The following is a 23,297-nucleotide window of genomic DNA, read 5'->3' as shown; positions in this document are numbered from 1 at the left end:
TTTAAAAAAAAGAAAAGAGTAAGTTAAAATGATAGATAATAAGACATTAAAGTGATTAAGTGAAAAACAAGTAATATTAGATCAATTTATTCAAAATAAATGAAACTTTAAAAATGATAAAACTTTATTAGATAAAAAAATTACAGCTTTTTTAGTAGAACTTGGTGAATATGCTAATGAAGAAAGAAGTTTTAAATATTGATCTAATAAAAAACCATCAGATTTAGAAATTCAATTAGATGAATATATTGATGGGATTCATTTTATCATTAGTGTTGGAAATCAAATAAACTATAATTTTGAACAATTTGATTATAATTTTTTAAATAAAGATTCTATTATTGATATTTATTTTGAAATTATTAGTTGTTTAAATAATTTTATTAAGGATAATAATAATATAAACTACTCTAAATTATTAAATGCATTTTTAAATATTTGCGAGATTAAAAATTATAATCAAGATCAAATTATTGATGCATATAATATTAAAAATGAAATTAATTTTCAAAGACAAAACAATAATTATTAATAAATAGGAAGAATTTATGGAAGTCATTAGCTCGGTCTCTAACCCAAAAATAAAAGAGATATTAAAATTAAAAGATAGAAAGCATAGAAATAAACAAAAACTTTTTATAGTTGAAGGTTTTCATATGATTATGGAAGCTTATAATGATCAGATTATAAAAACATTACTAGGTACTAGTAAAGCTTTAGAAGTGTTAAAAGATGAAATCCCAAACATAGAACAAGTAATTGAGATTTCAGAAAATGTTGCTAAAAAAATTAGTGATACAGTAACAAGTCAACAGATTTTTGCAATTTGTAGTATGCCTGAAAATACTAAAATTGATTTTGAAAACAATATTTTATTATTAGATCAAATTCAAGATCCAGGCAATTTGGGAACACTAATTAGAAGTGCTGCTAGCTTTAATTTTAAAACAGTGATTGCTTCACCAAATAGTGTGAATTTTCATAACCAAAAAGTTTTAAGATCAACTCAAGGTAATTTATTTCAAGTTAATTTAGTTAATGAGTATTTAGTTACAGTGATAAATCAATTACATGATAATAACTACATTATTATTGGAACTTCACTTCATGATGATAGTAAACCTTTAAGTAAAGTGAAATTTGATTCAGATGATAAATATGCATTAATTATTGGAAATGAAGGTAAAGGAATTTCACCAGAATTATTAAATTTAATAGATTTAAATATTAATATTGAAATGGCTGAAAATGTTGATAGTATTAATGCAGCTGTTGCTGGATCTATTATTATGTATCAAATTAATAATGCTAAATAGTTTATTAATAATTAGAATAAGTTCGATTACTGTCGAACTTTTTTTATTATTTTTTTACATATTTTTAAATAAAATTTATTTCAAAAATTGAAAAATATTGCTTATTAAAATTAAGTTAAAAAAATATTATTTTTATATAATAGAATATAAGCAAAGGAGAAAAAATATGTACAAATTTAAAGCACTTTTAGATGGTAAACTATTTGATAATAATAAAGAATTAGAAATTATTAATCCTGTTGATTTTAGTGTTGCTGGAAAAGTTGTAAGCTTAACTAAACAAGATATTAATGATGCATTTTTAGCAGCAAAAACTAGTCAAAAAGCTTGAGAAAACACTGATTTAGAAAAAAGAATCACTATTTTAGATAAATGAAAACAATTAATTGATCAAAATAAAGAAGAATTAGCACAAATTATTATGAGTGAAACAGCTAAACCTTATAAAGATTGTTTAACTGAAGTAATTAGAAGTGTTGAATATATTGATCAAACTTTTTATGAAGTTAGAAATTTAAAAACTTTAATTATTGATGGAGCTAAATATGGAGCTAAAAATAAAATTGGAACTTTTATGAGAGTTGCAAAAGGAGTAGGAGTTGCAATTAGTCCATTTAATTATCCAATTAATTTAGCTGTTTCAAAAATTTTTCCTTGTTTAGTAACAGGAAACAGTATTGTCTTTAAACCGGCTACTCAAGGAAGCTTAATTGGTGCAAAACTAGGTGAATTGGCATATCAAGCTAATTTACCAAAAGGAATTTTTAATGTTGTTACTGGTAGAGGAAGAGAAATTGGTGATGATATTGTTACAAATAAATTAGCTGATTTTGTTTCTTTTACTGGAAGTGTTGAAACTGGAAAACATTTATTAGAAATCTCATCAACAAAAGATGTAGTTTTAGAATTAGGTGGAAAAGATCCTGCTATTGTTTTAGATGATTTAGATTTAGAAAAATATGCAAAAGAAATTATTAGTGGTGCTTTTAGTTATTCAGGTCAAAGATGTACAGCTATTAAAAGAGTAATTACAACTGATAAAATAGCTGATCAATTAATTCCACTTTTAAAAGAAAAAATTAATAAATTAACTGTTGGTTTACCAAAAGATAATTGTGATATTACTCCTTTAATTGATCAAAAAACAGCTGATTTTGTATATAGTTTAATTGATGATGCAAAGCAAAAAGGTGCTAGAGTAATAATTGGTGATAAACAAGAAAAAAATTTAATTTATCCAACTTTAGTTGATCATGTTACAAGTGATATGAGATTAGCTTGAGAAGAACCATTTGGACCAGTTCTACCAATTATAAGAGCAAATAGTGTTGATGAAATGATTGAATTAGCAAATAAATCTAATTTTGGATTACAAGCTAGTGTTTATACTAAAAATCTAGATCAAGCTTTAACTGTTGCTAAAAAATTAGAAGTTGGAACAGTAAATATTAATGGAAAATCTCAACGTGGACCAGATGTCTTTCCGTTTTTAGGAGTTAAAGATTCTGGATTTGGAGTACAAGGAATTGTTGATACTTTATTATTTTCAACTAGATATAAGGGAATAGTAATTAATAATTAGTATAATAGTTAAAAAATCCAAGTTTTTTAATAACTTGGATTTTTTTGTTTTTATAATTATTTTTTCTTAATTTCATGTCCACCAAAACCGTTTCTTAAACTAGAAACAACTTTTGCTGAAAATGTATCTTCTAATTTACTTCTTTGACGCATAATTACAGATAATGCAATTACTGGAGCTGGTGTGTTTTGTTCTAAAGCTTGTTGAACAGTTCATAATCCTTCTCCATTCATCTCAACTTGACCAGTTAAACTTTCTAGTTTAGGATCGTTTTTAAATGCATCAATCATTAATTCAATTAATCAAGATCTAATAATACTTCCATTATTTCACATTAAACTAACTTTTTCTAAATCATAATCAAATTCTGAATTATTTAAAATTTCAAAACCTTCACCAATTGCTTGCATCATTCCATATTCAATACCATTATGAATCATTTTACAAAAATGACCACTACCGACTTTTCCAGTATGCAAAAAGCCATTTTTTACACATAAAGATTTAAAAAACTCATTTAATGGCTCAATAGCTTTTTTATCAGCTCCAACCATCATACATGCTCCATTTAAAGCACCACTAATTCCACCACTAATTCCACAATCTATAAAATTAATGTTTTTAGATTTTGCTATTTCATATCTTTTTAATGAATCTTTATAAAATGAATTTCCTGAATCAATAATAGTATCACCAGCTGATAAATAAGATAAAACTTCATCAAAACAATCTTGAGTAATTTTTCCACTTGGTACTAATAACATAATAACTCTTGGGGTTGATAAATTATTAACTAGTTCTAAAATACTATTTGCTGTTTGAATATCTTTTTGATTTAATTGCTGATACATTGATTTGTTTAAATCATATCCAATTACTTCATAGTTTTTATTTTTAATATTTTGAATTAAATTAAAGCCCATTTTACCTAAACCAATTAATCCGATTTTTAACATTATTCTTCTCCTATTTTTAAACTTTTAAAAAACTTATAAATTTGATCAGTACTATTTAATTCATTTGTCATTTGTTCAACTTTTTTAATATCTTCAAATAAAATTGCTATAGTTTGTAGCATTTCTATTTGTTTATCATTTAATAAACTTAATCCAATAATTCAATTAACTGGTTCATTATCTCAGCTCATAGTTTTATTTAGTTTAACTATAACAATACCTTGATTTTTTATAAATTCTTGTCCTTGTATAGTTCCATGTGGGATTGCTAAATAATTACCAATAGCAACACTTGCTAATTGATCTCTTTGTTTTATAAAATCTATGTATTTATTATCTATATAGTTTAGTTCAACCATTTTTAAACCAACAAATTCTATAGCTTTATTTTTATTTTTAAAACTATCTACTATAAAAATACAATCTTTATTTTTTATCATTATTATCACTCTTTTTATTTTTTAATAATTCTTTTTTTATTGGATTATAAATATTTTGACCTAGAAATTTATCTACTCCAAAAACATAAGCATTAGGTGACTTTTCTTTAGCAAATTCAACAAAATTATTCATTGTAATAATTACATCTATATCATTTGTCAAGTCTTTAACAGCACAATTTGAAACATTTACTTGAATTTGATTATCTTTAACTCATTTTTTTAAAATTCCAGCAGCCATTGCACTTGAACCAACCCCAGCATCACAAGCAACAACAATTGTTTTTACTTTAGTTCAATCAAATTGAGTATTTTGTTTTTGTTCTTGATTTGAAAACTTAACTCCAAAATCTCCTACTTGAACATTCATAACTACATTATTATGTTTTTTCTTAATTAACATAATTATTGAAGCAATAATAAATGAAACAATTGCTCCTAAAAATACAGCTATTATATTAACAATAATTCTTTTAACTGTAACACTCATAGCAATAACTGAAATTAAACTACCAGGAGAAATTGCAGCAACAGCTCCACCACCAAATATTTTAACAATAGATAAACTTGTAAAGGCTCCACTAATTGTAGCTAGTACCATTATCGGTTCACTTAAAATATAAACATAATGAACTTCATGAATTCCACCAATTAATTGAATAACACTAGCGCCACCAGCAGCTGCTCTTTGTTGTTTTCTTCAAATAACATAAGCAATTAATAACCCAAATCCAGGACCAGGATTACCACCAACCATAAAAAATGCACTAAATCCAGTTGTTTCAACTTCTTTTAACCCAATTGGAATTAATACTCCTCAATTTAAAGCATTATTTAAAAATACCGCTCTTAATGGTTCAGTAAAAATTGCCATAAATGGAAAAATTCAAGGTAATTTTGTAAATAAATTAATAATTGCAATCATTACATAACTAATACCATACATTATAAATGGCCAAATTCAAAATATACTTAATCCAAATATAATTGCTAATCCTGCTAAAGAAAAGTTTTTTACTAACATTTCATAACCAGGTCTAACACGATTAACATATATCAATTCAATTTTTTTAACAATAAAAACTAATAGAGGTGAAATAATCATCGCTCCAACTATTTGATTTGGTGGAGTAGTTTGACTTACAGTTGTTCCATTAGAACCAAAAGTTCAATCTTTCATTACAGTCTTATATAAAAAATCATTTCCTATAATTGCACAAACTATTAAAAAACCAGCTAACATGCCACCGCGTTTTTGATAAATCATATTACCAGCTGTATAAGCAATTAAAATGGGTATTAATCATTTCATAACAGGACCTACTAATTGACCAAAAGCTTCAAAATTAAATCAACCAGTGGCAACTCACTTACCATCTACATATTTTCCTAAAAATATAGCTGTAATTAAACCTCAAGCAATTAAAATACTTACAGTTGGCATAATCATCCCAGCCATAAAACTTCCAATTTTTTGGATATGTTTTTTAACTTTATTTTTAGAAAATTTAGCATTTTGTACTAAAGAACTATCAATATCTGCTTTTGTTTTAAAAACACCTATTTTCTTTTTTAATTCCATTTTTATTTCTTCCTTTCAATATTTTTATAACAAAACTAAAGTTTGTATAAAACAAATTTGAAATAAAAAGTGTTTTTATTTTTTTAATACTTATATAAAAAATAATTTGTTTAAAAATATTAGTTTATTTGTAAAATTGATATGATAATTTTTTAAACATTTAATTTTAATCGTTTTAGAATAAATATAATTATTATATGTAGAAGTACTTATAAAGGAGAAAATTAATGGCTGAAAATAAAAAATATGATGAATCAGCGATTCAAGTTTTAGAAGGACTAGAAGCAGTTAGAAAAAGACCTGGAATGTATATTGGATCAACTGATAATAAAGGATTACATCATTTAGTATGAGAAATAGTAGATAATGCCATTGATGAAGCTTTAGCTGGATATTGTACTCAAATTGATGTTATTTTAGAAAAAGATAACTCTATTACAATTAGTGATAATGGAAGAGGAATTCCAACCGGTATGCATAAAACTGGAAAATCAACTCCTGAAGTTATTTTTTCTATTTTACATGCTGGTGGTAAGTTTGATAGTACTGCTTATAAGTCAAGTGGTGGATTACATGGAGTTGGATCAAGTGTAACTAATGCTTTATCTAAAAGATTTAAAGCAACAATTTATCGTGATAAAAAAATTCATGAAATTGAATTTAAAAATGGTGGTAAATTAGAAAAACCATTAACTTTTATAGCAAATACTTATAAAACTGGAACAACTATTAATTTCCTACCAGATGATAGCATTTTTAGTAATACTAAATTTAATTTCTCACTAATTAGTGAAAGATTAAAAGAATCAGCCTTATTGAACTCAGGATTAAAAATTACTTTATCAGATTTAATTTCAAATAGATATGTTGAATATCAATTTGAAGATGGATTAGTTGAATTTATAAAAGAACTAGTTGATGATAAAAAAGTAATTACAGATATTATTACTATTAATAATGAAAGTAAAAATATTATTGCTGAAATTGCTTTACAATATATTGAAGATGATAATGAAATTATTTTAGGTTTTGCAAATAATGTTAAAACTAGTGATGGAGGAACTCATTTAGTTGGGTTTAAATCAGGTTTAATTAGAGCAATTAATGATTATGCAAAAGATCAAAAAATTTTAAAAGATAAAGCTAAATTAGATTCAAACGATTTAAGAGAAGGTTTAGTTGCTATTGTAACAGTTAAAATTCCTGAAAATCTAATTGAATATGAAGGACAAACAAAATCAAAACTTGGAACTTCTGATGCAAAAACAGTTGTTGAACAAATTGTTTATGAGTTTATGAGTTATTGATTAATTGAAAATAAAGTTTTAGCAAATAAAATTATTGAAAATGCATTAAATGCTCAAAAAGCAAGAATAGCAGCAAAACAAGCAAGACAAGCAATTAAAAGTGTTAAAGGCAAAAAAAACATTAATAAATTAATGTTAGGAAAACTAACACCAGCTCAAGGTAAAAAAAGAGAAATAAATGAATTATATTTAGTTGAAGGAGATTCAGCTGGTGGTAGTGCTAAATCTGGAAGAGATCGTAATTTTCAAGCAATTTTACCTTTAAGAGGTAAAGTTATTAATTCAGAAAAAGCTAAATTAGTTGATTTATTAAAAAATGAAGAAATTCAATCAATTATTAATGCAATTGGAGCTGGTGTTGGAAAAGATTTTGATATTTCTGATATTAATTATGGGAAAATCATTATTATGACTGATGCTGATACTGATGGAGCACATATTCAAACTTTATTATTAACTTTTTTTTACAGACATATGAAAGATTTGATTGTTCATAAAAAAGTTTATATTGCTTTACCTCCTTTATATAAAATTACTTTTAATGATAAAAGTTTTATTTATTTATGAGATGAAGAAGAATTAAATGAATTTAATAAAACTAATACTAAAAAATATGAGATTCAGCGTTACAAAGGATTAGGAGAAATGAATGCTGATCAATTATGACAAACAACAATGGATCCTAAAAATAGAAAAATTATTAAAGTAACAATAACTGATGGTTTATTAGCTGAAAGAATGTTTAAAACACTAATGGGTGATGATGTTGAAAAACGTAAATTATGAATTCAAGAAAATGTTAAATTTACTTTAGAAGATGATCAAATAAAAATTATAGAAATGGAAAAATAAAATGTCAGATAAATCAGAAATTATTTTATATCCATTAGAAGAATTGCTAGGTAATAGATTTAGTCGATATGCAAAATATATTATCCAAGAAAGAGCTTTACCTGATGTTAGAGATGGATTAAAACCTGTTCAACGTCGTATTTTATATGCGATGAACCAATTAAATTTAACATTTGATAAACCTTATAAAAAATCAGCAAGAGTAGTTGGAGAAGTTATTGGTAAATATCACCCACATGGAGATAGTTCTATATATGATGCAATGGTTAGAATGTCTCAGTGATGAAAAGTTAATATCCCACTAGTTGATATGCAAGGAAATAACGGTTCAATTGATGGAGATAGCGCTGCTGCTATGCGTTATACAGAAGCTAGACTTACTAAAATTTCTAATCTTTTATTAGAAGATTTAGAAAAAAACACAGTTATATTTTCACCAAACTTTGATGATAGTGAAAATGAACCAACAGTTTTACCTAGTTATTTTCCAAATATTTTAGTAAATGGAGCTACTGGAATTGCTGCGGGTTATGCAACAAATATGCCTCCACATAATCTAAGTGAAATTATTGATGCGACTATTAATATAATTAAAAATCCAAATATTACTATTGATCAAATTTTAAAAATAGTTAAAGGTCCCGATTTTCCAACTGGAGCTGTTATTCAAAATAAACAAGGAATAAGAGAAGCATTTTTAACTGGTAAAGGAAAAGTAATTATTAGTAGTAAATGGCATCAAGAAAAAAATAATGTTGTAATTGATGAAATTCCATATGAAGTAGTTAAACAAGATCTTGTTAAAAAAATTGGTGATGTTATTGATAATAATCCTAATCTAGGAATTAAAGAAATTAGAGATGAAACTGATAGAAAAGGTTTAAGAATTGTTATTGAATTAAATGAAAAAGCTAACTTAGAAACTGTTAGAAAATTTTTATTTAAATCAACTTGACTAAGTGTTTCATATAACTATAACAATATTATTATTGTTGATAAACAACCAAAACAATTAGGTTTAATCGATATTATTAAAGCTTATATTTTTCATTATAAAGAAGTATTTATTAAAAGAACTCAATTTAATTTAAATAAAGCAAATCTAAGATTAGAAATAGTTAATGGTTTAGTTAAAGCTTTATCAATATTAGATGAAGTTATTAAAGTAATTAGAAAATCAGAAAATAGATTAGATGCAATTAATAATTTAGTTATAACTTTTAAATTTACAACAAATCAAGCAACAGCTATTGTTGATATGAGATTATATCGCTTGACTTCAACTGATGTTAATAAATTATTATTAGAAAAAACTGAACTAATTGATAAGATTAAAAAATATCAAGAAATTTTAAATAATAGTTTAGTTTTAGATAATGAGATCATTTCAAGATTAGAAGAAGTTAAAAAGCAATTTGGTATAAAAAGAAAATCTCAAGTTGAAGATTTAGTTGAAGATTTAGATGTTGATCAAAAAGAAGTGATCATTGAAAAAGAAATTAATTTATGAATTTCAAAAGATGGTTATATTAAAGTTATTGATAATAATATTTTAAATAAAAATGAATTAAGTTCTTTTGGTAAAAAACCAAATGATATGTGAATTAGTCAAGGAGTTTGTTCAAATTTAGATCATTTGATTTTAATTTCAGATCAAGCAAATTATTATTCAATTCCTTTATATAAAATCTCAAGTAGTAAATGAAAAGATCAAGGTGTGCATATAAATAGTGTAGCAACTACTCAACCAAATGAAACTATTATTAATGCTTTAGTAATTAAAGAATTTATAAATTCTACTCAACACTTATTATTAGTTAGCAAAAATGGGTTAATTAAAAGAACTCAAATTTCAGATTTAGAGACTAAAATTTTTAACAAATCATTTAAGATTATGAAAATTAGTGATGATGATAGTTTAGTTTATGCAGATCTAGTTAGTTCTAAAACTTCATATTGTTGTATTGTTACAAAAAATGGATATGCTGTTAGATATAATATTGAAGATATCCCAATCCAATCAACTATTTCAAAAGGAGTTAAAGCTGCTAATTTAAAAGATGATTATATAATTAGTGCTTTAAGTTTACAAAATAATAAAGATGTTTTAATTTTTACAAATAAAAATAATTACAAAAGACTAGATCAAAACTTAATTCCGATTTATATTAGACCAAAAAAAGGAATTAGAATTTTAGTTGAAAAAAAGAAAAACAAAGAACAAGTAATATTTGGTTTTGCAATTAATGATCAAATGAGTATTAGTATTTTAGATACAAATGATCAAATCACTGATATTAATGTAAGTGATTTAAAACATACTAATTTAGAACAAAACAGTATTTCTACAAATATTGATGAAATTTCATATATTTCTATTAAACAATTAATAAGATCAATTGCTTTTGATCAACCTGCTTTAGCAAATAATTTTAATGATCAAAATACAAATGATCAAATAGAAACTAAACCAAAGTTTAATAAATTAGTAAGTGAACGTATTGTTGTTTCAAAAGATACTAAAAACAAAGCTATAAGTAATGCAAACCAAGTTCACGGATCTAATTTAAGTTCTTATTTAGATGATATTTCCTCACTTTTATCTAAAGTTAGTCAAAATAAAAAAGATAAAAAAACTAAACAATTAGATTTTGAAGATTATTTTAGTGATGGTGATCAAAATCAAGATGATAATTAAAGTTCAAATTATTTGAACTTTTTTTATTTAATTAGTTTTATTTTATTAAATTTTAATTTAGTAATGTTTTGATATTATTAAAATAGATTTTAAGATTGGAACATATTATGGAAGAACAAATAAAAATCAGAGGTTATTTATCTAAGTTTTTATACAAATCAGATTATTGAGCTTTAGCTATTTTTACAAGTGAAAATAATCCTAATAAAACTATAAAAATTAAAGGTGAAATTAGTGATTTAAAACCAAAAATTTTATATGAATTAATAGGAAAACAAACAAGTCATATTAAATATGGAACAAGTTTTGAAGTAAGTAGTTTTACTTTAGCAAGTATTAATACAGAACAACAAATTATTAACTTTTTAAAATCTGATGTTTTTCCAGGAATTGGTAATTTAACAGCTAGTAAAATAGCTAAACTTTATTCAAAAAACTTTATACAAGAAATTTTAAATAATAAAGAACAGTTTTTTCAAATCAAAGATATTAGTAAAGACAAATTAGAATTAATTTATAATAAAATCAAACAAATTAATGAACAAAATTATTTAAGAATTGAATTTATTAATCATAATTTAAACTTAAAAATACTAGATAAACTAAAAAAGTTTACTGATGATGAAAATGAAATAAAACAAATTCTAACTAATAATTGGTTTGAATTTAGTTTTAAACATGAACTTGGTTTAATGCAAGATATTGATAAGATGTTTTTACATTTTAATAATAATGATATTAATAATTTAACTAGAATTAGTTATTGACATTTATATGCTTGTAATGAGATTTTATTTAATTTAGGAGATAGTTATACTTATAAAAACTACTTATTTAAAAAAGTTTCTGATTTAATAAAAATTAATGATTTAGACTTATTAAATAATGGTTTAGATTATGCTATTAAAAATGAATTATTAGTTTTAAAAAATGAAAAGATTTATACTTATGAATCATTTAATGATGAATTAGTAATTAGTGAAGTTTTAGTTAATAATCATTTAAAGACTAATGATACTGATGATGATTTATTAACTAGTTATATTAATCAAATTCAACTAAATACACAAATTAAAGATTTTAAATATGACAAAGATCAAGTTTTAGCTTTAAAAAACTTTATTAAACATAAAATCAGTATTATAACTGGAGGGCCTGGAACTGGTAAAACAACAATTATTAAAGCAATAGTTGAATTGTTTAAAAAAGTTTATCATTCTAGTAATTATGCAATTTGTACACCAACTGGAAGAGCAGCTGCAAAAATTAGAGAAAACTTTACAGAAAGTCATGCAATAACTATTCATAAACTTTTAGGTTATGAAAAAGACAATAAATTTAGTATTAATAAATATCACCCACTAGATTATGATCTATTAATACTTGATGAGTGTTCAATGATCGATGCTCGCTTATTTTCTCAATTTTTATCTTCAATAAATAATGCTCAAAAAATTGTTTTGATTGGTGATGTTGATCAGTTAGCAAGTGTTGGGTATGGAAATGTTTTTTATGATATTATTAATTCCAAAATTATTTGTACTACTAATTTAATAAACATTCATCGTCAAAGTTTTAATAATGGAATTATTGATCTAGCTTATATGATAAAAAATGATAATTTAGATCTAAACAAATTACAAAACTTAGATAATGTAGAGTTTTTCTTTAATAAAGATAAACAAGCTTGTTTAGAGTATTTAAAAACAGTTTATAGTAAAACTATTAATCAAACTAAAAGTATTCAAGTGATTTCTCCAGTTTATGCTGATATTTTAGGAATTGAAAATTTAAATAATTTTATTCAATATAACTTTAATCAAAATATTTTAGATACTAGTAATGTTTATGATAGATTAAGATTTAGATATGCTGTTAATGATAAAGTTATGTATTTAAAAAATGATAGTGAATTAAATTTATCAAATGGTGATATTGGATATATTTGTCAAATTAATAAAAATAATAATAAATTTAATTCAGCTATTATTAACTTTAATAACAACTTGTTTGAATTTACAAGTGAACAATTTGATGAAATTAATTTAAGTTATTGTTGTAGTGTACATAAAACTCAAGGTAGTGAATATGATCAAGTAATTTTAGTTTTACAAGATACTTTATTTAGTAGTTTTTTAAATAAAAAACTTTTATATACAGCTATGACTAGAGCAAAAAAACAACTAGTAGTAATTGGTGATTTTGACTTGTTTATAAAAGCAAGTAAAAAAAATGCAAGAATTAGAAAAACTACTTTAGTTGAACATATTTTAGATAAATTAAATAATTAGTGTAAATAAAAAGTCATAAGATTTAACTTATGACTTTTTATTAGTTCTTAATTTTGCTTTCAATAACTTGTAGTCTTGATTCTAAAGCTTCTCATTTACTTCTTGATTGTAAAACAAAATGAAGAATAATTCCAGAAACTAATCCAAGTAAACCAAATCCTAAAACTACTAATAAAATTAATTGGTTACCAAGTCTATCAGCAACAATACTTTCTCTTCCATTAATAATAATAGTCATTTGGTGTTTTGCTTCAATTGCTGATCTAATTTGTTTAAAGAATGCATCTGGTGTAAAGGCAATAACACTAACAACATTAACTGCTGCTGCATATTTTTCATTTGCAATTCTTAAATCAGTTCCAATTGGAGATCATCTAATTGTAACAACAGCTCAAGTAACAGCTCCCATTACAACTAAATTTAATCCAGCTGCAACTTGTAATATAATAGTTGAAGCTTTTTTTAGATTTGGATCTGTATCATTTGTAATATTATCTAATCCAAATCCAGGTAAAATTACTCCAACTCCAACTAATAACATACCAAGTAATAAACCTATACAAATTAGTGGAATATAAAAATTTTTCTTATCAGCATATTTACCAAATCATCCTGCAATCATAAATCTCATAGCATATGTTCTCATTAATCCAATTAACATAACAGCTAATCCAGGAACTCAGAACACGTTTTTTAAATAGTTTACATATGAAGATAGCCCCATTTGTAACATGTAAACTCCTAAAACTAAAATAGCTAATAAAATTACAGTTTTATCTTTAATAACACTTACTAGTGCTTTAACTGAAAAGCTTGGTGGTTCTTGTAATTTAGGTTCTTTAATTAAAAATAAGGCTAATAGTGCTGAAAGAATAATAAATCCAGCATATAAAGAAATTAAAATTAAAAATCCTACTGAAACTCCGTTTTCTCCACCAACTTTACCTAAAATTTGATGGTTTTGCAATTCTAAAAGTAATGTACCAAATAAAGCAATTGCTAAACCAATTAACCCATTTAGCATTCCTTGAATACCGTTGTTTTTTCCAACTTGTTTTTCTTGTAACTCTTTTGGTAAATGTTCAGTGTTAACGTTTTTTACAAGTTTTCATAATGGTGCTCAAAATAATGCACAAGTTGCAAAAGCAAATCCTGCAAAAATTATACATAATTGAACAACCATTAAATTTCTAAAAGCACCTTGTAAAACATGGTCTGTATTACCAGCTAATAGAGGAATAAATGGTAAAATAACATACCAAACTCCTAAAACTCCAGTAATAACAATACCTAATACAACCATTGATTTGGCTCTAAATTTATCTCCTAATCAAGCTCCAAGTATATAACATGGAAGTGAAACATAACCATAAATTGCTCCAGCTTGTGAATAATCTGATTGAGCTAATCTAAAGTTAGCGTTCATGTTAGGAATAAAATTATCCATATAAAATGGAATAGCCATAATAGCAACATCGGCTAAAGCTAAAATCAAAAGAACATAATTACGTTTAAAAAATTCAGGAATACTTCCAAAAAATTTAGTAACCTTGTCCATATTAATCCATTCTATCAATTTTTATTTTTATTTAATCTTAAATAATTAGTTATTAAATTAATAATTAAACTAATTTAATAACTAATTAGTAGTTTATATAGAACAATAACTAGTCTATACACTTTTATATTACAATATTAAATCTAGTAAAAAATAATAATATTAAAACTAACTAATAATTCATTCTTATTTTTGTTAAAATTTTTAAAAAAGCAAATTTTAAAAGAAAGGAGTGTTTTAAAATTCTGACTGTTTTAAAAAATTATAGATATTATATAGACTTACTAAATATAATTTAATAATATTTAACAAAATAAAATTGAAATTAGTTCTTATTAACTAATTAATATAAATGAAAGAATCAAATTAAAATCTTATGAAAAAACCAAAACCAAATAATGATAATGTTTTAATTGAAATTAATGACTTAAGGTTTAAATATCATAAAAAACAATTAAATTATGATTTATTAATAGATCATTTACAAATACAAAAAAACCAAATTATTTCTTTACTAGGACCTTCTGGGAGTGGAAAAACAACTTTATTAAACCTTTTATTAGGATATATTAAACCAGATAAAGGAAGTATTCACATTTTAAATAATCCTAAAATTCACGAAGTTGCTTATATTATGCAAGAAAACTCAGTGTATGAAAATACAACTGTTTTTAATAATGTTTTTTTAAGTGCTAAAAATTATTCAAAATGAGTTGAACAAACATATTTGAATTATTTTGAAAAATTTTTAAATAATAAAGAGTTATTTTCAAAAAAATTAATAGATCAATTTGAAGTTTATAAAAATCTTATAAATGATTTAAATTCAAAAACTAAAACAAAAAAACAAGCTTTTTTAAAACTTGTATTTTTATGTTTATTTGAAAAACAAGTAAAACATAAATTTAAGTTTTTAAAAGAAATTAAATTAAAAAAATTATTTAAAAATGAAATAGAATTAATTTCTAAAAAATTAGGTATTGATCAATTATTATATAAAAATGTTAACCAGTTATCTGGTGGTCAAAAACAAAGAGTGGCTTTTGCTAAAGGAATTATTAAAAAAACTAATTTAGTTTTATTAGATGAACCATTTTCAGCACTTGATGCCAAAATTAAAGAATCAACTATTGATTGATTAATTAAAATTAAAAAAGAATTTAATTTAAGTATGATAATAGTTACTCATGACCAACAAGATGCTTTAAAAATTAGTGATCAAATTATTTTACTAGATAAAGGTAAAATCCAACAATTTAGTTCTGGAGAACAAATGTATAATGATCCAAACAACTTGTTTGTTGCAAAATTTATAGGAAGTCCTGAAATTAATTTTATTAAAACACAAAATAATAAAAGTTATTATATAAGACATAATAAAATTAAAGTTAAAGCTAATTTAAATGGTAAATATCAAATTATTGATAAAAAAAGTTTTGGAGATAAAGTACATTATTTAATTAACTTTAATAAAGATATTAAATGAACTTTAGTTTTAAATGATAATTCACTACAAGTTAATGATTTAATTGATCTTAAATATAATCAATCTGATGTATTAGTTTTTAATAAGAATGGAAATCGTATTTATGAATAAGTTCTTATTAAAATTTAAACAAAAAGATAGTTTTAATTTAAAACTAAAATTAAAAAACTCACTACCTGTTTTAAAAATAATTTTATTAATGTTACCTTTATTACTTTTAATTTTATTATTTACTATTATTCCTATTTTTCATACATTTATAAAATCTTTAAGATTTACACCAAATGAAGCAAATAGAACGATTTATGAATATAACTTTAAAAACTATAATAACATTTTATCTGATCCTAACTTTACACATGCTATTTTAAATTCAACGTTTGTTTTATTATTTGGTACTGGAATTTCAATAATTCTAGCTTTAATTTTTAGTTTTATTATCAATTCTTTAATTAGTAAATCTACAAAAAGTATTTTACTATCAGTTATTTATTCTCAATTTTTTATATCAGGATTTGCAATCGCAATTGCTTTTACTAATTTTTTTGGATCTAAAAACTTATTTTTTTATATATTAAGATTAAATCAATATAGTTTTACTAGTGGAAATAAACGTTTACCAATTTGAATTTATTATGCAATTTATCAAATATGAAGATCGTTACCATTTAATTTAATTTTATTTGCAGCAGCTTTATCAAGAAGTGATTATAAATATAAAAAGTTAATGTTAAATGATAAATTAACATTAATTCAATCTTTTAAATATGTTTATTTAAATGAACTATCTAAAGTATTATTTTCAATCTTATTTACTAACTTTATTTTTGCTAGTTTATTATTACCATCTGCATTATTAGAAGATAATTTTAATGTTGATTTAAATTATGCTCATACTTTAACAAGTTATACAATTAAATATCTTGGATGAGGAGCAAATGGAGTATTAAGATTTGAAAAAGGTTATTCAGCAGCTTTTTTTAGTTTTTCTTATTTGATTTTATTATTGTGTTTAATTTTATTATTAAGACCAAAAACAATTAAAAACATTTATAAACTAGTTAAAAAAACTATTTTAAAATATAGAGGTAAATATGATGACAAAAATAGTAATTAAAGAAGTTATTAAATATTTATTAATCTTATTATTATGTTTATTTTTATTGTTTCCTTTGTATTATTTACTATTACAAGCTTTACTTTCAAATTCTTCTATTATTGAAAATAAAACTTATTTATTTATTAAAGAATGAAATTGATCTAATTTTATAAAAGCTTTTCAAAGTAATTTTTTAATTGCTTTTGGTTGAACATTATTATTTGCAACTATTTTAATTAGTTTAAGAATAGTTATATATTCTTTAGCAATTATTGGTTTATTAAAAATGAAACCAGTATATCAAAAAGTGTTTTTATACTTTTTTATAATAATTAGTTTGATTCCTGAGTTTTCTATATTTTTAAGTTTAAAGTTTGTTTTATTACAAATTCATCTGTACACAACTCCAATTGCTTATGTTACAAATGCTATTTTTTCATTTTTTAACTTTACATATATTTTTAATTTAGCAAAAAGCATAGAATCAGAAAAATCTAAAGTAATGATAAATGATAATTTAAAATGATATGACAAATTGTTTTATGTTTATTTACCTAAAATGAAATTAGGATATTTTTTATTAATTATCTTTTCATTTATATCAGTTTGAAATGATTATTTATGACCACAATTCATTCTTTCAAATGGATTTACAAATATAACTATTTGATATCAAACTTTAGGTAGAGAACATGAAGCAAGTTTAATAAACATTCAAGCAGCTGGAGCTATGATATCTATATTAGTACCACTAGTTATTTATATAAGTTTTTCTAAAAAGATTGGTAGATTTAATTAACTATCAATCTTTTTTTAAAATGAATTTTTTCATTTTTTTTTAGAAGTTTTAAAAGTTCTTAATATAAAATATAAGTGAAAAAAGAAAAAATATAAAAATATAGGAAAAGAAGAGATGAGAAAAAAATTACTTGGATTGTCAGCTATGGCATTAACTATGACAACACCGTTTGTTGCAATTGCATGTTCATTTAAATCAGATAGAGTTTTATTTTCATTAGCTCAAGGTTCAGGTTGACCTTTAGCTAGATCTTTAAAACCATTGGTTCAATACTATAATAATAATTTTAAAAATGATAAAGATTTTGTTCCTGTTAAATTCAGTTTTGCAGATAATAAAAATAAAGATCCTGATGTTGAAACACATAGTATTTATACAGAATTTAATCTAATTAAAAAAGTTAAAGAAGATATGGAAACTGGTAATATAAAAGCTTTACCAAATATTATTTTAGGTGCTCAATCTGGAGCTTATATTATTAATCAAGATCAAAGATTATTAGATGTTTCAGATCAAGGAATTAATAAAGATTTGTTTAGTAGTAAAATTGCTGACTTACACTCTGTTTTAGCTGGACAAACTGATACAAACAAGCTATATAATATTCCATTTGATAATGCTGATACTGATTCAGTTCACTATAATTTAAAATTAATGAAAAAAATGTTTGATTTAATTGAAGAGGGTGGTGGAACTGTTGAAAAAAGCTTTGAAATATATAAAAAGGCTGAAGAATCATATAAAAATAATAAGGGAAATGCAATACCTAAAAAAAGTATTTGAAATGCTTTAAAAGTAAAAAAACCTAAAAATAAAAATGGAATGAATATGTCAAATGATAATGAGGGTTCTTTTAAAGATCTTAAGGTTAATGCTGAAACATTTAAATCTATTAAATCTCTAAGAGAACTTGCTGCTAAATTCACAGAGGGTGTAGAAATTGACCAAAAAAAAATTGATAGTGATACTCTTTCAGGTGAAGTTTTTTCAATAGATTATCAAGAAGGTGAATTTTATAAAGAATTACACTCTAAAATTGATAAATCAGTTTTTGAGTTAGAAAAAGGTAAAGAAAAAACAATACCAAAGGTTAAATATAACTTAATTAATGATAATAGTGTTAAAGAAGAATTTAAAAAATTATGAGAAGAATGAAAAAATTCTATAAAAAGAATAGATAGTAATAAGAATAATTTACTAGACAAAAAAGTATTTCAATCAATGAAATTTATGGCAAATGCTGACAAAGAATGAGGTTCATGAAATATTTTTAGATTCCAGAGTGCTTTTAGTTTAGCAGCTTCAGTTGGAGCTCATCAAAATAAAATAACTGATTTTACAAGAAAACATCCTTATTTTAAAGATGATGTTTTAAAAGATCCAAATTTTGATACTAACAATGCAAAAGAAGCAGATGTATTTATGGACTCACAAATAACCCCATTGATTAATAAAAGTAATAATAACAATGGTACTATTAGTGCTAATATGTCATCAAATGGTTCAAATATAACTCCAGGAATTTTCCATGAAGGTGGTTCTAGTATTATTCCTATTAATGTGGATAATGAAAAAATAAATTTAGGAACTAAAAAATTCTTAAAATGAATTTACACAAGTTCAAATAAAATAAATGGTATTGAAGAAGAAAATTGATTAACATTAGCAAAAACCTCTGGTTACATAATGCCTTTAAAAAAAGTTGTTACTGAAGAAACTATTAAAAAACTTCAAGATTTAGTTACATCATTAGAAAATGAACTAAGTAAAAAAGAAGATATTTCAAAAGAACCACAATACTTCACTTTAAATATGTTGAGATCATCGTTACTTTCTTTAAAATCACTTGTAAAACTAGAAAAAGGAGAAGTTATTGCAAAAGCTGTTGTCACTGATGATAGTACATCTCAAATGACAAGCTTAATTTCTAATGCTCTAATCAAACAAACAGAAATTAAAGGAAATACAACAACACAAGCTGAAGAATTAATTAAACAATTTGAACAAATTGTTAAAAAATAATAATTTCATTATTCTTTTCTAATAATTAAATCATTAAAACATTTATAAAAATTTAATTGTTATTGGTGTTTAATATTAGATAGTTAGTAAATATAATGATTTCATTTATGTCAAAAAACTAACTTTTTAATTTTGAAGAATATTATGTTTAATAAAAATCATAATGATTCTTATATCTCTTTTAAGGAATAAATAAAAAAATCTCTAATTACCCTACAAATTAATAAGTGTAGGTATTTTAGAGATTTTTAATTATTTTTATTTTTTTACATTTTTTTCAAACGTTTTTATTGTTTCTTGTGGAATGGTTTCACAAAAACTAAACATGTTTACCACATCTTGAAATGATGATTCAGGAATTTTTAAATCTTTTAATTGATTATGTTTAACATATAAATTGATTTGATCTATTTGATCATTTTTAATTTTTAAAACAAATTCAGGATCAGCTACAAAAACTGAACTTAAACCAACTAGATCAGAATATTTTAAAGCTTCTAAACACTTATCTGGTGTATTAATTCCCCCAGATGAAATTATAGGTAATTTATTTTTATAAATATCATAAATTACTTTATTAACTAATTGTCCTTTATATTTAGTATTTGATCTAACTTTATTTAAATAAATATCATGACCTCAACTTGCAATTGCTAAATATGAAATCTTTCCAATTTCAACAATTTTATCTACAAGTTGAGTAAAATCTTCAATTGTATATCCCAAAATATCTCCATAAGTTTCTTCAGGAGTTGCTCTAAATCCAAAAATAAAGTTTTTTGGAGCATACTTATCAATTACTTCTCTTATAGCTTTAACTACTTCTAAACAAAAACGAGATCTATTTTCAAAATTAGTAGCTGAATATTCATCAGTACGTTTATTTATTATTTGACTAAAAAAAGTTTGTATTAATAAACGTTGAGCCATTGAAATTTCAATACCATTAAATCCTGCTTTAATTACTCTTAAAGTAGCATCTTTATAATCTTGAATAATTTGTTTAATTTTTTCTTTTGGTAGTTCTAAAACTTCATGCTCAATTGGTGTGTGGTTTTTTTCATAAGATGGTCCATATAAATAACCATATTTTTTTAATGAAGTTTTTGAAAACTTCCCAGCATGAGCTAATTGTAAAATAACACAATTAGAATCGGTTTTCATTTCTTGATACAACCTAGTTAAAGAAGGAATATCATCATCACTTTTAGCACTAATTCCATATTCAAATAACTGTCCAAATTCATCAAAATAAACTCCTCCAGTTATTTGAAGTGGAGCTGAATGTGATCTTCTTTTAACATAATCAGCTTCTTTGTCTGTAATTTTTCCATCTAAAGTAGCTAAACTTAAAGTCATTGGTGAAAGTACAAAGCGATTTTCTAGTTTGAATCCATTTAAATAAAAGGGTTCAAATAATTTTTCATATTTATTCATTATTCTTCATCTAAAATGATTTTTGCTACTTCTTCTGGTTTAACTTCTGTAAAGAAATAACTTTGAAGATCTGCATCACTAAATGCTTTAACTAAATCTTCATAAGTCATTTTAGTTCCTATTAATGCTTTTTCTAGTTCTAATAAATCTTTTTTAGCAAAAAAATCACCACTAATTTTAATTTTTTCAATTCTTTGATTTTCAATAGCTAATGAAAAGTTAATAGTACCAATTGCTAATCTAGCATCACGGTTATATTCATATCTAGGACTTAAACCATAAGTCCATTCTCAGTTTTTATATCTAGTTTTAATCAATTCATCAACTTCTTGTCAATCTTTATCAGTCATTATATAACGATTAACATCTTTTAAATCATCAACATTAAAGATTTTTTTAATCATTAAGTCTTTAAATTCAAATATATCTAAATTTCTATAAGGTTCATCTAAATATTGACTTAAAGCTGCAACTCTTTGAGAAACTGACTTAACACCTTTAGCTTCAATTTTTTTACGGTTTGGATTTAATACTTGACTCATTGCATCATAATCAACATTATAAAGTAATGAATTTCCACCATAAATAACATCATCTAATAACATCATAGCAGCACCAGAAACTTTTTTACCATCAATAGTTAAATCATTTTTACCTGATTGAGTAATATTTTTAGCCCCTAATTCTTTTAAAATTTTAATAGTTGGTTCATAAAACTTAGCATAATTTCCTAATATTTCAGTACCTTTTTTATATGGAATTAAATAACAAATATTAACTGAGTTTGAATCAATATAAATTGTTCCTCCACCAGTAGCTCTTCTAACTATTTCTAAGTTCTTTTCTTTTAAATATTTAAAGTTAACTTCAACTTCTGGATTTTGAAAATATCCCATTTGAATATGAGGATCTGCAATACTTGGAAAAACAATAGTATCATCTATTTTTAAATTACTAGCTGCTCAAATTTGAATAGCTAATCAATAAGCACCATCTTTTATATATTTACCATTTCTAATTGGTTCTATTAGTACCATTTTTTACCTCTTCTAAATTTTTAATTACTAAATTAAGATCATTTGTATATGTAATTGTTTTAGATCTAATTTCTAAAGGAATACGATAAATCTTTTTATTCATAGTTAAATAAGTTGCCTTATCAAATTTTTCAACCATTTGTCAAAAAGGTTTTTTAACAGTTAATTGGTTATTAAAATTAACTCCAATTTCTCAAAACAAAAGTTTTTTATTTTTATTTTGATTAATAAATTGTTCGTAATTATTTTGAGTTTGTAAAAATTCATCATCTTTAATAAACACTTGACATCAATAACGTTGATGAACTTTTAAAAAACTATTACATTTTTTACAACGTGGAATTTGATCTAAATCAACTTTTAATTTTTTTTGATTATTTGCCATATTTAAAATAGCATCATCATTAATATAAAGTTCATCACTACATTTTTTAGAACATTCTAATAAATTTAATTTACTATCTAAATAAAAAATCTTATTTAAATCAAATCCAGCTAACTCTAAACTATTATCACGATTAGTTGTAATAATAAAATAATTTTTATTTTCTAAATAGTTTTTTAAATCAATAAAACTATTATCTAGTTTTTGATCAAAATAATTTAACTTAATATATCTTGAAAAAAATGCTCAATAGTTTTTAATATCTGAAAATGGATAAACACTAGCTTGCTTAAAATCTATAAAATTAAATTCTTTTATAAAATCACTAAAATTATTTTCAAATTCAATTTGTTTATCAGTTTGATAAATTTCAGACCCAATAGCAATTATTAAACTATCATTTTGATTAATTAAATTATCAAGTTGATCTATATTAAGATTTGCATTCAT

Annotated in this window: 17 protein-coding genes; 10 read left to right on the top strand and 7 right to left on the bottom strand. The window is 23.3% G+C overall.

Annotated elements, in window-relative coordinates:
- Positions 1-28: 28 nt before the first annotated feature.
- From V2P32_RS02615 to V2P32_RS02605, 3 genes are all read left to right on the top strand, one after another.
- Positions 29-532, top strand: a complete 504-nt coding sequence (locus V2P32_RS02615) for a dUTP diphosphatase (protein WP_434343190.1) — start codon at positions 29-31, stop codon at positions 530-532.
- Between the two features lie 16 nt (positions 533-548).
- A complete protein-coding gene (locus V2P32_RS02610) occupies positions 549-1,316 on the top strand; it encodes a TrmH family RNA methyltransferase (RefSeq protein WP_434343188.1) in 768 nt (255 codons plus the stop codon).
- 166 nt (positions 1,317-1,482) lie between these two features.
- Positions 1,483-2,898 (top strand): NADP-dependent glyceraldehyde-3-phosphate dehydrogenase, encoded by a 1,416-nt coding sequence (locus tag V2P32_RS02605; RefSeq protein WP_434343187.1) that lies wholly within the window; start codon positions 1,483-1,485, stop codon positions 2,896-2,898.
- A 56-nt stretch (positions 2,899-2,954) separates the two neighbouring features.
- On the opposite strand, the gene gnd is transcribed toward V2P32_RS02605, so the two are convergent.
- From gnd to V2P32_RS02590, 3 genes are read right to left on the bottom strand one after another with little or no spacing between them, the layout of a single operon-like run.
- Positions 2,955-3,854, bottom strand: coding sequence for a phosphogluconate dehydrogenase (NAD(+)-dependent, decarboxylating) (gene gnd / locus V2P32_RS02600; RefSeq protein WP_434343186.1), 900 nt, complete (start codon positions 3,852-3,854; stop codon positions 2,955-2,957).
- Complete coding sequence (locus tag V2P32_RS02595; protein WP_013447763.1) at positions 3,854-4,294, bottom strand: PTS sugar transporter subunit IIA; 441 nt, start codon at positions 4,292-4,294, stop codon at positions 3,854-3,856. Before V2P32_RS02595 ends, gnd begins: the two co-directional genes overlap by 1 nt.
- A complete protein-coding gene (locus V2P32_RS02590; protein ID WP_434343185.1) occupies positions 4,281-5,876 on the bottom strand; it encodes a PTS lactose transporter subunit IIB in 1,596 nt (531 codons plus the stop codon). The genes V2P32_RS02595 and V2P32_RS02590 overlap by 14 nt, the downstream gene beginning before the upstream one ends.
- A 227-nt stretch (positions 5,877-6,103) precedes the next feature.
- Between V2P32_RS02590 and parE the strand changes: the two genes are divergently transcribed.
- From parE to recD2, 3 genes are all read left to right on the top strand, one after another.
- The gene (gene parE / locus V2P32_RS02585) at positions 6,104-8,035 is read left to right on the top strand and encodes a DNA topoisomerase IV subunit B (RefSeq protein WP_434343184.1); all 1,932 of its coding nucleotides are present in this window, start codon (positions 6,104-6,106) and stop codon (positions 8,033-8,035) included.
- A gap of 1 nt (position 8,036) precedes the next feature.
- Positions 8,037-10,733: a DNA topoisomerase IV subunit A gene (gene parC / locus V2P32_RS02580; protein ID WP_434343981.1), complete on the top strand. Its 2,697-nt coding sequence runs from the start codon at positions 8,037-8,039 to the stop codon at positions 10,731-10,733.
- Positions 10,734-10,840: 107 nt separating this feature from the next.
- Positions 10,841-13,024, top strand: a complete 2,184-nt coding sequence (recD2, locus tag V2P32_RS02575; RefSeq protein WP_434343980.1) for an SF1B family DNA helicase RecD2 — start codon at positions 10,841-10,843, stop codon at positions 13,022-13,024.
- A 40-nt stretch (positions 13,025-13,064) separates the two neighbouring features.
- Here recD2 and V2P32_RS02570 read toward each other — a convergent pair whose 3' ends face one another.
- Positions 13,065-14,582 (bottom strand): hypothetical protein, encoded by a 1,518-nt coding sequence (locus V2P32_RS02570; protein ID WP_434343979.1) that lies wholly within the window; start codon positions 14,580-14,582, stop codon positions 13,065-13,067.
- Positions 14,583-14,958: 376 nt separating this feature from the next.
- Between V2P32_RS02570 and V2P32_RS02565 the strand changes: the two genes are divergently transcribed.
- The 4 genes from V2P32_RS02565 to V2P32_RS02550 all read left to right on the top strand — a co-directional run bounded on the left by V2P32_RS02565 (position 14,959) and on the right by V2P32_RS02550 (position 19,988).
- Complete coding sequence (locus V2P32_RS02565; protein ID WP_434343977.1) at positions 14,959-16,179, top strand: ATP-binding cassette domain-containing protein; 1,221 nt, start codon at positions 14,959-14,961, stop codon at positions 16,177-16,179.
- Positions 16,172-17,185, top strand: a complete 1,014-nt coding sequence (locus V2P32_RS02560; protein WP_434343976.1) for a sugar ABC transporter permease — start codon at positions 16,172-16,174, stop codon at positions 17,183-17,185. Before V2P32_RS02565 ends, V2P32_RS02560 begins: the two co-directional genes overlap by 8 nt.
- Positions 17,163-17,966 (top strand): ABC transporter permease subunit, encoded by an 804-nt coding sequence (locus tag V2P32_RS02555; RefSeq protein WP_369024605.1) that lies wholly within the window; start codon positions 17,163-17,165, stop codon positions 17,964-17,966. The genes V2P32_RS02560 and V2P32_RS02555 overlap by 23 nt, the downstream gene beginning before the upstream one ends.
- A 114-nt stretch (positions 17,967-18,080) precedes the next feature.
- Positions 18,081-19,988 carry a P68 family surface lipoprotein gene (locus V2P32_RS02550; protein ID WP_434343973.1) on the top strand — a complete coding sequence of 636 codons (1,908 nt, stop codon included), beginning with the start codon at positions 18,081-18,083 and terminating at the stop codon, positions 19,986-19,988.
- Positions 19,989-20,246: 258 nt separating this feature from the next.
- On the opposite strand, the gene V2P32_RS02545 is transcribed toward V2P32_RS02550, so the two are convergent.
- From V2P32_RS02545 to V2P32_RS02535, 3 genes are read right to left on the bottom strand one after another with little or no spacing between them, the layout of a single operon-like run.
- On the bottom strand, positions 20,247-21,425 hold the full coding sequence (locus tag V2P32_RS02545; RefSeq protein WP_434343971.1) for an NADH-dependent flavin oxidoreductase: 1,179 nt from the start codon (positions 21,423-21,425) through the stop codon (positions 20,247-20,249).
- Entirely contained in the window at positions 21,425-22,462 is a 1,038-nt protein-coding gene (locus V2P32_RS02540) for a lipoate--protein ligase (RefSeq protein ID WP_434343970.1), read from the bottom strand. Before V2P32_RS02540 ends, V2P32_RS02545 begins: the two co-directional genes overlap by 1 nt.
- Positions 22,440-23,297 (bottom strand): deacetylase SIR2, encoded by an 858-nt coding sequence (locus tag V2P32_RS02535; protein WP_434343969.1) that lies wholly within the window; start codon positions 23,295-23,297, stop codon positions 22,440-22,442. The genes V2P32_RS02540 and V2P32_RS02535 overlap by 23 nt, the downstream gene beginning before the upstream one ends.

It is taken from the genome of Mycoplasma sp. 06067-C1-B144P-99-0482-3, from assembly GCF_051053925.1.
Taxonomy (GTDB): Bacteria; Bacillota_I; Bacilli_A; order Mycoplasmatales; family Mycoplasmataceae; genus Mycoplasma; species Mycoplasma leachii.
This window is presented reverse-complemented; position numbering and strand designations above follow the sequence as displayed.